At 45.4% G+C, this 14,303-nt stretch carries 15 protein-coding genes and 2 pseudogenes; 9 read left to right on the plus strand and 8 right to left on the minus strand.

Translation table 11 applies throughout. The features are described from left to right. The 4 genes from IQP38_RS26685 to IQP38_RS20275 all read left to right on the plus strand — a co-directional run. Window positions 1-695 (plus strand): ABC transporter substrate-binding protein (locus IQP38_RS26685; RefSeq protein WP_228010137.1); only part of this gene is annotated, 695 nt, incomplete at its 5' end. 80 nt (window positions 696-775) lie between these two features. Next, entirely contained in the window at window positions 776-1,597 is an 822-nt protein-coding gene (locus IQP38_RS20265; protein WP_005373283.1) for an ABC transporter ATP-binding protein, read from the plus strand. 9 nt (window positions 1,598-1,606) lie between these two features. Beyond that, the gene (locus IQP38_RS20270) at window positions 1,607-2,809 is read left to right on the plus strand and encodes a phenylacetate--CoA ligase family protein (protein ID WP_033906431.1); all 1,203 of its coding nucleotides are present in this window, start codon (window positions 1,607-1,609) and stop codon (window positions 2,807-2,809) included. Between the two features lie 136 nt (window positions 2,810-2,945). Next, window positions 2,946-3,542: a methyltransferase domain-containing protein gene (locus tag IQP38_RS20275; RefSeq protein ID WP_193837954.1), complete on the plus strand. Its 597-nt coding sequence runs from the start codon at window positions 2,946-2,948 to the stop codon at window positions 3,540-3,542. 3 nt (window positions 3,543-3,545) lie between these two features. On the opposite strand, the gene IQP38_RS20280 is transcribed toward IQP38_RS20275, so the two are convergent. The 3 genes and pseudogenes from IQP38_RS20280 to IQP38_RS20285 all read right to left on the minus strand — a co-directional run. Beyond that, the gene (locus IQP38_RS20280) at window positions 3,546-4,022 is read right to left on the minus strand and encodes a hypothetical protein (RefSeq protein ID WP_193837955.1); all 477 of its coding nucleotides are present in this window, start codon (window positions 4,020-4,022) and stop codon (window positions 3,546-3,548) included. A 176-nt stretch (window positions 4,023-4,198) separates the two neighbouring features. Next, a pseudogene (locus IQP38_RS26690) lies at window positions 4,199-4,672 on the minus strand (c-type cytochrome); the annotation flags it as partial. A 76-nt stretch (window positions 4,673-4,748) separates the two neighbouring features. After that, window positions 4,749-4,973: pseudogene (locus tag IQP38_RS20285) on the minus strand (molybdopterin containing oxidoreductase); the annotation flags it as partial. Here IQP38_RS20285 and IQP38_RS20290 point away from each other — a divergent pair. Together IQP38_RS20290 and IQP38_RS20295 are read left to right on the plus strand one after the other, a co-directional pair. Then, a complete protein-coding gene (locus IQP38_RS20290) occupies window positions 4,958-5,248 on the plus strand; it encodes a hypothetical protein (protein WP_193837956.1) in 291 nt (96 codons plus the stop codon). The pseudogene IQP38_RS20285 and the gene IQP38_RS20290 sit on opposite strands and share 16 nt — an antisense overlap. A 150-nt stretch (window positions 5,249-5,398) precedes the next feature. Then, window positions 5,399-7,312 (plus strand): BCCT family transporter, encoded by a 1,914-nt coding sequence (locus IQP38_RS20295; RefSeq protein ID WP_193837957.1) that lies wholly within the window; start codon window positions 5,399-5,401, stop codon window positions 7,310-7,312. Window positions 7,313-7,402: 90 nt separating this feature from the next. Here the strand turns inward: IQP38_RS20295 and IQP38_RS20300 are convergent, their stop codons facing one another. From IQP38_RS20300 to budA, 3 genes are read right to left on the minus strand one after another with little or no spacing between them, the layout of a single operon-like run. After that, window positions 7,403-8,161: an SDR family NAD(P)-dependent oxidoreductase gene (locus tag IQP38_RS20300; protein WP_170890150.1), complete on the minus strand. Its 759-nt coding sequence runs from the start codon at window positions 8,159-8,161 to the stop codon at window positions 7,403-7,405. Next, on the minus strand, window positions 8,158-9,861 hold the full coding sequence (gene alsS / locus IQP38_RS20305; protein ID WP_170890149.1) for an acetolactate synthase AlsS: 1,704 nt from the start codon (window positions 9,859-9,861) through the stop codon (window positions 8,158-8,160). Before alsS ends, IQP38_RS20300 begins: the two co-directional genes overlap by 4 nt. Window positions 9,862-9,890: 29 nt before the next feature. Continuing rightward, window positions 9,891-10,676, minus strand: coding sequence for an acetolactate decarboxylase (gene budA / locus IQP38_RS20310; protein WP_053304714.1), 786 nt, complete (start codon window positions 10,674-10,676; stop codon window positions 9,891-9,893). Between the two features lie 97 nt (window positions 10,677-10,773). Between budA and IQP38_RS20315 the strand changes: the two genes are divergently transcribed. From IQP38_RS20315 to IQP38_RS20325, 3 genes are all read left to right on the plus strand, one after another. Continuing rightward, entirely contained in the window at window positions 10,774-11,655 is an 882-nt protein-coding gene (locus IQP38_RS20315; protein ID WP_193837958.1) for a LysR family transcriptional regulator, read from the plus strand. Window positions 11,656-11,784: 129 nt separating this feature from the next. Continuing rightward, a complete protein-coding gene (gene hxpB, locus IQP38_RS20320) occupies window positions 11,785-12,510 on the plus strand; it encodes a hexitol phosphatase HxpB (protein WP_054574664.1) in 726 nt (241 codons plus the stop codon). Next, the gene (locus tag IQP38_RS20325) at window positions 12,503-13,009 is read left to right on the plus strand and encodes a hypothetical protein (protein ID WP_054574663.1); all 507 of its coding nucleotides are present in this window, start codon (window positions 12,503-12,505) and stop codon (window positions 13,007-13,009) included. Before hxpB ends, IQP38_RS20325 begins: the two co-directional genes overlap by 8 nt. 133 nt (window positions 13,010-13,142) lie before the next feature. Here the strand turns inward: IQP38_RS20325 and IQP38_RS20330 are convergent, their stop codons facing one another. Further along, window positions 13,143-13,271: a DUF2474 domain-containing protein gene (locus IQP38_RS20330; protein ID WP_017447407.1), complete on the minus strand. Its 129-nt coding sequence runs from the start codon at window positions 13,269-13,271 to the stop codon at window positions 13,143-13,145. Window positions 13,272-13,291: 20 nt separating this feature from the next. Then, window positions 13,292-14,299: a cytochrome d ubiquinol oxidase subunit II gene (gene cydB, locus IQP38_RS20335; protein WP_033906439.1), complete on the minus strand. Its 1,008-nt coding sequence runs from the start codon at window positions 14,297-14,299 to the stop codon at window positions 13,292-13,294. Window positions 14,300-14,303 lie beyond the last annotated feature (4 nt).

The following is a 14,303-nucleotide window of genomic DNA, read 5'->3' on the forward strand; positions in this document are numbered from 1 at the left end:
ATAACCATCCATTCCCGAATGCGCCAAAAGAAGCGTGTGCAGAGTACGCCAAAGAGCTTGGTTTTGATGTGCAAAACCCAGTCGTTGTGTCACTAAAACCAGGGGACTTCAAAGCGCAATGTTTGTCGCTGAAAGAGTCAGGCACCAACTACGGTTACATTGCCAATATCGGTAGCTCGGTTATCTCACTAGTGAAGTCTTGTAACACGGTTGGGACAGAGTTCCAGTACATGGCAAACATTTGGGGCGGCGACAAGCCAGTGCTTGAAGCAGCAGGCGATGGCCTTAAAGATTACGTTTTCCCAGGTATGACGGCGTTTTGGGGAGACGATAACGAAGGCATGAAGCTGGTTCGTGAGATTTCTAAGCAGTCTGAATCAGAGCCGGGCGAATTCAGAACTCACCATTACATTCGCGGTATTTGTTCTGCGTTCTATATGAAAGAAGCAATGGAGTGGGCGAAAGACAACGGTGGTATCACAGGTGAAAACATCAAGAAGGGCATGTATGTCCATGACAACTGGGTACCACAAGGCTTAGAAGGTGTTTGTGTCCCTGCGAACTGGAAACCGGAAGATCACCGAGGCACAACAACCGTGAACGTCTTTATGGGCAACAACGATGGCGGCGCAGTTGATATTAAGAAAGTATCTCAGGTGACATTGTCACGTCGTGACGATTGGCTAGGTTACTAATCTACGACTTATTAATAACAAAGCTTACTGAAAATAAGGATGGGTGAGAGAACACTCTCACCCTAGCAAGGAGTAGCTTGATGGCTGAATTAGCAACGAATATCGAACCGGCAGAAATACTGCTTTCAGTGAACAACATTGAAGTCGTCTACGACGAAGTAATACTAGTACTTCGCGGTGTGAGTTTAGAAGTTCCAAAAGGGCAGATTGTGACCTTACTGGGCGCCAACGGTGCGGGTAAATCCACAACGTTGAAAGCCATTTCTGGTTTATTGAAAACCGAAGATGGTGAAGTGACGCGCGGCGAAATCAACTTCATGGGCGAGCGTATAGACAACAAAAGCCCGGAAGAGATCGTCCGTTCGGGCATCTTCCAAGTTATGGAAGGGCGCCGAATTGTTGAAGATATGACGGTAATAGAAAATCTTCGCTTAGGCGCTTATACACGCACTGACAACGAAGTTGAACAAGACATCGAAATGGTGTTTGACTATTTCCCGCGACTCAAAGAGCGCACTGGCCTGGCGGGCTATTTGTCTGGCGGTGAGCAACAAATGTTAGCGATTGGCCGAGCGTTAATGGCTCGACCGAAGATGATTTTGTTGGACGAACCGTCTATGGGGCTTTCTCCGCTGCTAGTTAAAGAAGTATTCAGCATTATTAACAAGATCAACAAAGAGCAAGGCATTACCATGCTTTTGGTTGAACAGAATGCCAACTTCGCTCTTCAAGCGGCCGATTACGGTTACATCATGGAATCAGGCAAAATCGTACTAGATGGCAGCAAGCACGAATTGCTAAACAATGAAGACGTAAAAGAATTCTACCTTGGCGGCGGCGATGAAGATCGCAAGAGCTTTAAGAATCTGAAATCTTACAAACGTCGTAAGCGTTGGTTGTAAGGAGCAAGGATGAACGAACTATTTGATGCGAAAGAATCGTTGTCTCTACAGGCGCGAGAAGAGTCGCTGTTTCAACGTTTGCCAGCACTGATTGAGAATTCGAAAGCCAATAGCGAACATTACGCAGCGCATTTTTCTGAGTTAGATCCTACATTGGCAAACAATCGTGAAGGGCTTGCTCAGTTCCCGATTACACGTAAGTTCAATGTACCTAATCAGCAGCAACTTAAACCGCCGTTTGGTGGCTTAAATAGCGTTGCCATTGGTCAAATGGCGCGCGTATTCCAATCTCCTGGGCCGTTGTATGAGGCTCAAACGGATGAGGCCGATTTCTGGCGTATGGGGCGCGCGTTTCACGCTGCTGGGTTCTGTGCGGGTGATTTAGTGCATAACACGCTCTCTTACCATTTCTCTCCTGGCGGATTTATTATGGATGGTGGCGCAAGGGCTTGTGGCTGTGCGGTATTTCCGGCTGGAGTAGGCAATACCGAAGCGCAAATAGAGGCAATTAAACAGCTTCAACCTAATGGTTACACTGGCACACCTTCGTATTTGCTGACGTTGCTACAAAAGTACCAAGAGAAATACAATGAGCTGCCTAGCTTTGAGAAAGCTCTGGTCTCTGGTGAAGCGGTTACAGCAGACATGGAACAGATGTTTGAGGAAAAAGGCATTGCAGTCTTTCAAGCCTACGCAAGTGCAGAGCTTGGTTTGATTGCTTATCAAGTGTCTGGTGAACAAGGATTAGTGATTGCCGAAGATATTATTGTTGAAATCGTTGATCCTGATGGTGTTCCTGTACAACCGGGAGAAGTCGGTGAAGTCGTTGTAACCTCGCTTGATGAGAAGTTCCCGCTGATTCGCTACGCAACGGGAGATTTATCGGCATATCTAGAGACAAGTTCTGATTCTTCACGCACGAATGCACGAATTAAGGGCTGGATGGGACGAGCAGACTCCGCGGTGAAAGTAAAAGGGCTGTTTGTTTATCCGCATCAGATCCAAGAAGTCTGTCGTCGCCACGATATTAAAGGCTCCTTGAAAATTGAGCGCGATGGCTTCAACGATGCCATTACTTTCTGTTGTCATGATGTGCATGTATCAGCAGAGGACATTCAAGCAACACTCCAGTCTGTCACTAAACTGAAAGGCAATGTCCAGTTTGTACCGAACCAAGCGGAGCAGCCGTTAATCAATGATCTTCGCAGTTAACTCATTGGTGGCATAAGTGCAGTAGAAAGTGGTTGTCATAAAAAACTAACAACGTCAGACAAAAGGCTAGAAAAGGGATATCACATTGCGCTGCGTATCCCTTTATTTTTTACTACCGCAATCAGGGAGCGGGTAAATGAAACAGGCACCAATGATTAACACACAATTCTGGGATGATTTGTTTATCCGAGGCACTATGCCTTGGGATGCCCAATCGACACCTCAAGAACTCAAGGATTATCTCGACAATTCACTTCATGTAGGCCAGTCAGTGTTTATTCCTGGGTGTGGTGCCGCTTATGAACTGAGCACTTTTATTCAATATGGGCATGACGTGATCGCGATGGATTACAGCCAAGAAGCGGTAAAAATGGCGCAATCAACGTTAGGTAACTACAAAGATAAAGTCGTATTGGGTGATGTATTTAATGCCGATTTTTCTCACTCGTTTGATGTCATTTACGAGCGGGCCTTTCTCGCAGCACTACCGAGAGATATGTGGTCAGAATACTTTTCGATGGTGGATAAATTATTGCCAAGCGGAGGTTTTCTAATTGGTTTTTTCGTCATTGATGATAATTACCTATCACGCTTCCCTCCATTTTGTTTGCGAAGTGGGGAGTTGGCAGCTTTTCTAGAGCCCACGTTTGAACTTGTGAAGTCCTCAGTGGTGGCAAACAGTGTTGAGGTTTTTAAAGGCAGAGAGCAATGGATGGTGTGGCAGAAACGTTAGTCGTCAATGAGAATTCTTTAGAAAGTATTCGCGGAAACTGTCTGGTTCTTTTTTAATCGCTGAAAAGTAAGTCACAAATGTATGATATTTGGTCGATGCCATGAGCCAGAGACCGATAATAGGAAAAAGTACAAAACTAACAAAAAAAAGTTTATGTTCATCTTCAAGAAGGAATAGGCCAAGAGCGTAAACAAGGAACTGAAAGTAAATATTGATTAAGTTGATTTCTGCCGCTTTAGGTTTGCCTCTAACAATCATCATGTTTGGGATAACAAGCAGTAGAGTCATGACCCCAGCAAAAGAAAAGTTTAGAGCCAAGAAAGTATCAGTAGTTAAGTGCTCAGACGACTGGTCAATCAATATTGCCAGCAACGTTACTGCAATGCCGCCTCCCATCATAATCAAGGTAATGACTGCCACGCCAACAAGAAAAACCCAAATAGAAAGGTAATGGTTGTCAAAAAACTCTTCTGCCTTCAATCTTTTAAACCTCATCGATACATACTGTGAAATAACAGAGGTTACTTCAATCTATTCCTGTTGAGGGGATACTCACATAGGAAGAATACGTATGTAAAATATCAATAAGCGTTAGTTTTAAAGGCGGGAGTTACCCCCCATAATAGGTCGAAAGGTATTTCAGAATGGCTTAGTCATTGTTGTGTGACCATGTGTAACGAATGACAGGCTGAGCAGACTGCCGCGACGAGTTCCATATTCTCTCCTGGCGCTAATATCCCATCACCAGCTGATTTGACCTCCACTTCAGATGAAACAGTATTCCAATCTGGTGGCGTAGGGTTTTGGGTTGCTAGCCATGCAATGATTGCGGCTCACGCACCCGGGTCTTTTACGCCGGGAAAGACCATGTTTGTGCCCGGAGCAAACTCCGGTGGTGACGCCAAAAAAAGCATCCAGTTTTTCTGCGTCCCATTGACCTTGATGCTGTTTGATGGCTTCGCTGTAATTGACGCCGGCAATATCACGCTCTGCTAAGCCCCAAAGAGGCGGCGGCCCCACAAACACTTCCTCCATTTTTCAAACTGGTGACAAGCTTTACACACCATCGCTTGCTGTTCGCCTGCGGCTATCAACTCGTCAGTGTTTGCTAAGGCTGAGTAACTTAACAGCGCGAGAAAAGTAAACGAGAGCGGGAAAACCCGCTTATTTAAGAATGTTGCTTTCACTGTTATTCCCCCTTCATGTTTAACCCTTAACAATCAGCGCGATTCGGTGGAAGGTGTTGTTGAGGTAACCTTTCGGGTTCCATGCGATAGCAAAAGGTTGGCCCACCTCTTGGTCATCAGTCGCTTTTGCCCAAACTTCGTAGTAGCCCGCTTTGGGGAATGTCACTTTGGCGTTGAACGTCTGCCAAGCGCTGTCATTGGCTGGGGCTGCGAGTTCTGCATCCATCCATGTTGCGCCAAAATCAATCCTTTCTCGCTGAACTACCGAGAGACCAGTGGCCAGATTACTTTGCTATGGTGGATAAATTGCTGCCAAGAGACGGTTTGTTAATTGGTTATTTCGTTATAGATGATAAGTACCACTCTCGCTTCCCTCCATTTTGTTTGCGAAGTGGGGAGTTGGAGGGTTATCTAGAACCGACGTTTAAGCTTGTGGAAGCCTCAGTGGTGGCAAACATTGTTGAGGTTTTTAAAGGTAGAGAGCGCTGGATGGTGTGGCAGAAAAGTTGCCGTATTTAAACGCTATGGCATCAAATAATGAATACAAAATCAGCGTCACATAATGCATCTTTTAAAGACAATTATTCTTGTGGTAACGATAAGTGTTGTGAATTGGCGAAGTTGTGAGAAGTGTAGATCATGTCCTTTGAAAACATAAGGATATATAATATGGACAAATCATTTTCTCTCATCGATAAGCCTACCTTCTTAGGCTCACTCTTTCTTTTACTCAGCGTCGTTATACCCTTAATTTTATTTCCCACACAAGGTGCGGATTGGATAGCTTCGGCCAAATTTTTCATGACCGATAAGCTTGGTGTGTTATACCTCGCACTGGGTATCGCAGCAATGTGTTTTATGATTTACACCGTGTTCAGCGATCTTGGCCAAATCAAACTTGGTGAAGCCGACGAGCAACCAGAATTTGGTAACGCCTCATGGGCTGCAATGCTATTTTGTGGAGGTATTGGCGCAAGTATTCTGTATTGGGGGTGTATCGAGTGGGCATACTACTATCAATCACCACCATTTCAGTTGGAAGCAGGCAGTGAAGAAGCCATTCGCTGGGCCGCGACTTATGGTCTGTTTCACTGGGGACCGATCGCTTGGTCAATTTACCTTATTCCTGCTCTGCCTATCGCTTACTTCTTTTATGTACGCAAACAACCTGTTTTGAAAATCTCTAGTGCGTTAATGCCTGTATTAGGAAAAAAGCGCGCAAACGGTGGTATTGGCAAGTTTATTGATGTGCTGTTTATTTTTGGTATGTTGGGTGGCGCGGCGACTACGCTTGGCTTAGCAGCGCCTCTTATCAACGGTGGTCTACATCATATCTTCGGTCTTCCAAACAATACCTTCAGCCAAGTGGCTGTATTACTTCTCTGTACTGCGATTTTTGGTTACTCCGCGTATGCAGGGCTTGAGAAGGGGATCAAATTCCTTAGTAACATTAACTTCTGGGGTGCGATGGGCTTGTTACTCTTTGTACTCGCCCTTGGGCCAACCGTGTTCATGTTAGAAACAGGCTTAGATTCTATTGGTCGTATGTTGTCTAACTTCTTTGTTATGGCTACCTGGGCGGAGCCGTTTGGTGGTTATGGTGAGTTTACAGATACACACTTCCCGCAAGACTGGACTATTTTCTACTGGGCATGGTGGTTAGTCTTTGCTCCTTGTATGGGATTGTTTGTTGCGCGTATCTCGCGTGGAAGAACGATCAAACAGATGGTCGTAGGTTCTATATTTTACGGTTCTTTAGGTTGTTTCTTATTCTTCATTGTTTTAGGTAACTATGGTTTATCGTTGCAATTGACGGGTGAGCTTGATGTCATCGCAATCCTCAACGAATCAGGCGCGCCAGCGGCTATTTTTGCAACGTTAGACACATTACCGTTAGGGCCAATCGTTATTGGTGTTTTTACACTATTGTGTATCATTTTTACGGCGACTTCGTTTGACTCTATCTCGTACATTCTTGCGTCTGTGGTTCAAAATGATGTGACGGAAGAACCGATGCGCTGGAACCGTTTGTTCTGGGCGTTTACTTTGTCTTTTCTGCCAACCGTTCTAATGTTCATGGGAGGTTTATCGACATTACAAACCGCTGCGATCGTGGGCGGTTTACCGTTGTTAGTTATCTCGGTGATGTTGATGGTGTCCTTTGTTCGCGCGGCGAGCCTAGATATTAAACATCAAGCAGAATACGAAGAGCCAACCATTAACATTGAAGAACTGCCGGAAATTGACCCTTGGTCAACAGAGGGAATGGCTTTGGCGAAATTTGAGCGCTTTAAAGACTTAGCTCAACAGGCGGCTGAAGAAGAGCGCGAAGCAATGGCGGCCCTGATGAGCATGCGTAAGAGAATTCGCGCATTTGCCTTAGAACACAGCTGTGAATCTGGATTTTCGGACCATCATTTACCAGAAGAGATGCAAGCAGAGCTACAGCAACTAACCGAAGCGCTTGAGTTGGCTCAACAGAAGAAGCAAGAACTGTCTGAACAAGCCCAAGAATCTCGAATGGAGTTTAATCATGTGTTATTAGGCGGCGCGTCGGCAGGTTTAGCAACGTCGCAGGCTTAAGAACAGACACACAAGAGCCGAGTACAAACTCGGCTCTTTTTTGGCGTGGATACCTTACAGTTAAAAATTCTGCTCAGTCAGTGTTAATGCTTATACTATTTTAGGTTGACCATCTGATGCGGTGGCACCGCCGTCTACAGGTAGGTTTACGCCATTAATGAAAGATGCGTCATCACTTGCCAAGAAAGTCACGACAGACGCAATTTCTTCAGGTTCGGCTGCTCGGCCAAGCGCAATGCGCTCATTGAATTTATCGCGGATTTCCTGCAGCCAGCCGTTCGTCATGTTGGTTTTTACTAAGCTTGGGCATACGGCGTTAATTCTTACCCCATCCGCACCATGGTCCAATGCCATCGCTCGGGTAAGGTTCACCACTGCGCCTTTACTCGCGCAATAGAATGCGGCACCCCAGTCGCCACCCAAACCGGAAACGGACGCGGTATTTACCATACAACCTTTCGTTTTTAAGAGTTCAGGCAAAGCAAACTTCGCGCAATAAACAACACCATCAATGTTTACACCAGAGATCTTCTTCCAGTCTTCCACACTACCTTCAATCACGGAACCAGGGACATGTACGCCAGCATTGTTTACTAAAATATCCAGTTTACCGAAACGGGTAACAACACCAGAAATCAGTGCTGCGACTTTGTCTGGGTCAGAAACATCAATAGAATGCGCAGACACACGCTGTTTATCAAAGCCCTCAACGGCGTTTGCCAACTGCTCTTCATTCCAATCGGCAAGAGCGACGTTTGCGCCTTCTTCATACAAACGTTTTGCGATGGCCAAACCAATGCCATTGGCAGAGCCAGTCACGAGTGCGACTTTATTTTTTAATCCTCTCATGCGATTTCTCCTTCGAAACCTACAAAAACGGGATCTTGATTTTTCTCTGTGCGCGGCAACATCAGTTTGTCGTTGTCGCTGTAATCTACGGGGATAGCCACCACTGCTGGCCCTTCAACGTCCATGGCTTTATTCAATGTCGGTAGCAATTCGTGTTGACTAGTCACTGCGAAGCCTTTCGCGCCAAATGATTCGGCGTAGGCCTTGAAATCAATTGGTCCAAATTTCACACCAGAGCAGCGCTGATATTTGTTGATCTCTTGCATTTCTACCATGTTGTAGGCGTTATCAACCCACACAATATGGACGATATTGCAGTTCAGTCTAACCGCGGTTTCTAACTCCATGCTCGATTGCATAAAACCGCCGTCTCCTGATATCGATACCACTTTGCTACCAGGTTTTAGTAGGCTGGCACCAATGGCCCATGGTAGTGCAACGCCCATCGTTTGTTGGCCGTTAGACACCAGCATTTGGCGAGCTCGAAAACAGCTTAAGTAACGAGCGATCCAGATGTGGAAGCTCCCCATATCAAGGCATAGCGTGGTATCCGGTGTGATGATAGATTGCATAGCTTTTATTAGCGCCAGTGGATGAAATCCTTGCTTGTTATAGACATTGGGATAGGTTTTGATCACTTGCCGTTGCAGTGCTACCTCTTCCAGTACTGAAAGTGCCGTTGGGGAAAGGCGAGCATATTCAGAGATATAGCTGCCCATCTTGTCTAATGACTGCGCAATGTTTCCGACGATTTCAACACAAGGCTGATAATTAAGTTGGTATTCTGCTGGTTCAATATCGAGGTGAATCACTGGGTTGCGGTGGCTGTTCCAAAGCTCAGGGTCATACTCTATTGGGCTAAAGCCGATGGTGAGAATTAAATCGGCGTCCCGCAGTAAAACATCGCCAGGTTGGTTATTAAACAAACCGACACGCCCAGCAAAGTGATGATAGTAATTGATGTCTACCGTGCCGGCGGCCTGGTAAGTGCCGACAACGGGTAGCTGCGTATTTTGAAGAAACCGAGCGATAGCAGCAGCGTTTTGACTGCGGCTCGCGTGAAGGCCAAGTAAAACCACACAGCGCTTTGCTTTACTGATTCGACTGACCGCTTCTTCGATTGCTGCGATGTCTGCGCAACCAGGCTGTGTGTAAGGCGAGGGGACAATAATGTCCGTTTGGGTTTCCTCGGATAAAACATCTTGGGGGAGACTCAAAAAGCAAGCCCCAGGGCGACCTGACTCTGCGATACGAAATGCGTTCGCCATGATCTCGCTTGCGGCGTCCACATGCTGCACTTCAGCACTGAACTTGGTTATAGAGCGAAAAATACTGACGGTATCCATGCTCTGGTGTGTTTGTTTTTGCTGGTCAGTTCGTTTCACCGCGCCACCGATAGCAATCAGCGGATCGCCTTCGGAGTTTGCTGTTGCCACCCCCGTAACTAGATTTCCACAGCCTGGGCCTGACGTAACCATTGTGACGCCTGCTTTACCGGTTAGTCTTCCCATAACGCCAGCCATAAACGCGCCGTTAGCCTCGTGACGTACCGGAATCATTTGGATGTTAGTGTCTTCAATCGCATCGAACAGTCGATCGATTTTTGCACCAGGAATACCGAAAATGTACTTAATGCCGAGAGACTCTAGCTGTTGAGCGATCAACTGAGCTCCATTTTTATTTGAAGGTTTGGATTGCATTTGTTGTCCTTATTATTTGCCTGACTTTGTTACTTTTCCGCCTTTTCTATGGCGGTATTTATATCTTCCGGAGCCAAATTGGCGTTGAGGAAGTCTGTCGATACTGGGGTATCAATCACTAGCCGTGAGACTTTGCCAATCTGGAGGAACCCTGACGAAATGCTGTAATCCTGGATATGACCACCTCCTTGGCGGTCATCGGTAATAAAGTGTTCGTGATAGCCGGGCACATTAATGCCAGTCGTGTATTTAGGACTGCGAAAGCCGGCGACCACGCCTTGCTTATGCGTGAAGCGGAATGTTGGTTGTTCTTTGACCACTTCAAGCATTGGCCGATAAGGGCGTGTTTGTTTAGGTACGGTACGAGTACGAACTGAATCGAAAACGCCATCAATGCGCACTGCGCAAAATAGGTTATCGCTTGGAACCAGGTCGTCTATGAGGCTATGGACTTCATGACGTGACATGCGCGATGTCAGTGGCAGCTCGATATCAGGCTTAAAAAAAGTCATGACAGCAAAGGGCGTTTTTTGCGCCAGGTCTGCCGGGTTTGCGGAGCCATCCGACTTGAGTTGAAAAACTTCCTTATCAAACGCAATCAACTCACCATCCAATTCATTGAACGTACCTAAACCAAAATCCCCATGTTTCAGCAGTTCTTCTATGGTTGTCGAGCCTTCGTAAACACCAGCGATCAAAGCACTCATTAACGAAGTCTGATAAATCTCACCATCTCCGGTAACATGATGGTATTCAGAAAATTCTTTCGCTACTTCAAGCGAACAAGCGCATAGAGGGTTATAAAATCCACGCATGAGTAAGACCAGTTATGCAATGAAGAGTATATTTAGATTGACTTCTACACGGTGCTAAATCCAATATAAAAAAGATTTATTTTGATATGGAAAATATATGGAATTTCGCTACCTGAAGTATTTTGTCGCGGTCGCCGAGACTCGTCACTTTACCCGAGCAGCTGAACAGTTAGGGATTGCGCAACCTCCTTTGAGTCAACAAATCAAAAAGCTAGAGCACGAGCTTGGCGTGGACTTATTTAAGCGCTTGTCTAGAGGAGTAGAACTGACCCATGCAGGGCAAGTCTTTTATTTGGATGCGGTAAATATTCTTGCTGATGTGGAACGCGCTAAAGCAAAAGCCCGACAGATTGCCCGTGGTGAAAATACGCAGGTTAAAATTGGGTTCGCGACGTCAACATCAACCTGCATTAAGGTATTGGAGAGGATTGGGCGTATTCAAGAGAATGGGGTTCATTTACAGACGGCGGAACTATCAATGCCAGAGCTTGCCACTCAGTTAAAAAGCAAACAACTTGATCTCGCAATCATGCGGCTACCCTGTTACGCCAGTGAGCCTTTTGAGCATAAGGTGTTGTTTAACGACCCGTTTGTCGCAGTGATTCCGGCGGGCCACGAACTGGCAAAATATCCCTGTATCCAGATGAAACAGTTGAGAGGCCATAAAATTTTACTGTTTCCACGAGAGACGGGACCCGCATTGTTTGATGGCATGAGCACACTTTTTGCCGACGCAGGAGTAAGGCTCGAACCACAGTTCGCAGCACCGCAACTTCGTACGACGATTGCCATGGCGCAGGCCGGGTTAGGTATCGCTCTCGTACCGCGCTCACTGGCTGAACATCTCGATGATTCCGCGACAGTCGCCGAGATTGATGATATCCCTCTCACTAGTCGTGTTGTTGTTGCTTGGGAGGCATCTAATCTCAATAAACAAGCGTTAAAAGTAGCCATGCACATCGGTCATGTAGAGGCTTAAAGATGAGTCATCGAATTGGCTCTGATAGCCACAGGCAAATGTGATACTCTCACTCGTTATATGCAAAGCTATGCTTTGGTTGAATAGACAAATCTTACTCAACGAATAGAACTTACTGAGGATGTACCAATGATATACGCTGCGGTCTTTGATATGGACGGGTTGCTGATTGATTCAGAACCTTTGTGGAAGGAAGCGGAAAAGCAGGTGTTTTCATCAGTTGGTGTCCAAGTGACCGAAGTGCTGTCAAAGCAGACTGCAACTATGACGACAGGTGAAGTAACAAGGTTTTGGTATGAACGTAATCCTTGGCAAGAAAAGAGCCTAGAGGAAGTAGAGAATGCTGTTGTGGATAAAGTGGAGGCATTAATAATTGAAAAAGGATGCGAATTAGAGGGTGTTACAGAAACACTCAAATTGCTTAAGGAAAAAGGGTTTAAGATAGGGTTGTCTACTAATTCACCTTATCAACTCATTCCCATCATTTTGAACAAACTCGGTATTGCCAGTTACTTTGACGCGATATCATCGTCAGACGATGTAGAGCAGGGTAAGCCAGAGCCAGATGTCTACCTTTCAACAATCAATAAACTAGGTGTAGATTCAAGTAACTGTATTGCCTTTGAAGACTCTTATTCGGGTATGCTTGCGGCAACACGAGCAAACATAAAAACAGTCGTGATACCTCAACCTGATAAGTTCTACCAAGAGTTTAATGAAGCCAGTCTAAAGCTGCAAAAGCTATCAGAGTTTAATGAAAGCCATTTGGCGAGTTTAATGGACTTGAATTTGAAAGCAACACTTGCACCAACACCGCATGAAAGTTTTTTAGAAGAAGGACTTGATTGTGAATAGCCGGTCGCTGAAAAAATACCTACTGCCAATGTTCTTATTGGTTTTACCTATAGAATCATTCGCAAAAGATACAACTATGTTGGACGAGCTCAATAATCGATTTGTTACATTTGAAAGGCGATTTGATGATTGTATCAACTCTGCTTCTCAAAGTGATATGAGTGAAAACATTGTCAGTCAGATTCAAGCGCTTAATATTGATTTTGAAATTTCGGTTGGCTATTTATACAAACAATCACTTTATTTATGCTCTGATGATGAATTCAGTGATTTAGCAAGAATTATCATGATAATTGAAACCTCCGATAATGATGGATTGCAATTATCAAAGGCAAAAGCTAGTCAAATTAGAAAGCTACTTTTTAGCAAAGTGGATTTACGTTTAGAGTCGAAGTTTCAAAGTTTACCGCAAGATAAAAAGGAAGCATTACTGAGCATTGCGAAAAAGCTTGAACCTTTTGATCTCGTAAGCATGCATGAACGACTTCAGGCAATGTAGACTTATGAAAGAATGTTTTGAGTAGATTCTTAACGCTTGGCTTTTTCATTAAGATTGAGTATTAGGTTCAACGCCTCTAGCTCTTACACAAGATCTAGAGGCATCCATTTTTTATTGACTTAAAAATGCCGCGCTAAGATTTTAACCCTGCAGCGGTCATCATGACGCGAAATAACATAGACACTAACCCTAATGCAGCGACGCTAACGACCCAAATTCCAACCATCCACGCCCATTGGCGGCACCAATTTTTGACTTTCATACTCACTCCTTATCAACTCGTTAATGGTACGCTTCGTCTTCTTTCACTTTTCCAGAGAAGACGTAATAACTCCAAAAGGTGTAAGCCAGAATGATCGGGATGATGATCACCGCTCCAACGAGCATAAAGCGCTGACTGCTTGCAGGAGCCGCTGCTTCCCATATTGATATGCTAGGAGGAATGATATTTGGCCAGATACTGATGCCAAGCCCTGCGAACCCGAGAATCACGATCACTAGCGCCATCACGAAAGGGCTGCGCTCTTTACGCTTTTTAACGGAGTCAGCAATCTTCAAACATACCAGTCCAGTAATGACTGGTACGGGCAGTAAGTAGAACAAATTCGGCAGAGAAAACCATCTTTCCGCAATGGTAGGGTAAGCAAGTGGAGTCCAAGCGCTCACAATGACTAATGCGGAGATCATCGCCAGTAGTGTTTTATTAGTGAAGCGGTACATCGTGTTTTGCAGTGCACCTTCCGTCTTCATGATGAGCCATGTGCTACCGAGCAGCGCGTACGTTGCGACTAAACCCAAACCGCAAAAGATGGGAAAAGGGGTAAGCCAGTCTAGTTGGCTACCTACGAAGACGCGGTTTTCCACCGCAAAGCCTTGAATTACCGCGCCAACAACGATGCCTTGGAAAAACGTGGTTAAAATCGATCCGACCATAAAAGAGCGATCCCAGAACTTTAAGTGGCTTTCCAATGCTTTAAAGCGAAACTCAAATGCGACTCCACGAAAGATCAAAGCAATCAACATCAACGTTAAAGGGATGGTTAGCGCTTCAATAATCACCGCGTAAGCCATCGGAAAAGCGCCAAATAGAGATGCGCCTCCAAGCACAATCCAAGTTTCGTTACCGTCCCAAACTGGCGCGACACTGTTGACCATGACGTCTTTTTGTTTTTCATCCTTGATGAAGGGCATCAGTATTCCAATACCCAAATCGAAGCCGTCCATGATGATGTACATCAAAGTGGCAAAAACGATGATCGCGAACCAAATCACGGATAAATCAAAATGCATATTC

Source organism: Vibrio sp. OPT41, from assembly GCF_015163595.1.
Classification (GTDB): Bacteria; Pseudomonadota; Gammaproteobacteria; order Enterobacterales; family Vibrionaceae; genus Vibrio; species Vibrio alginolyticus.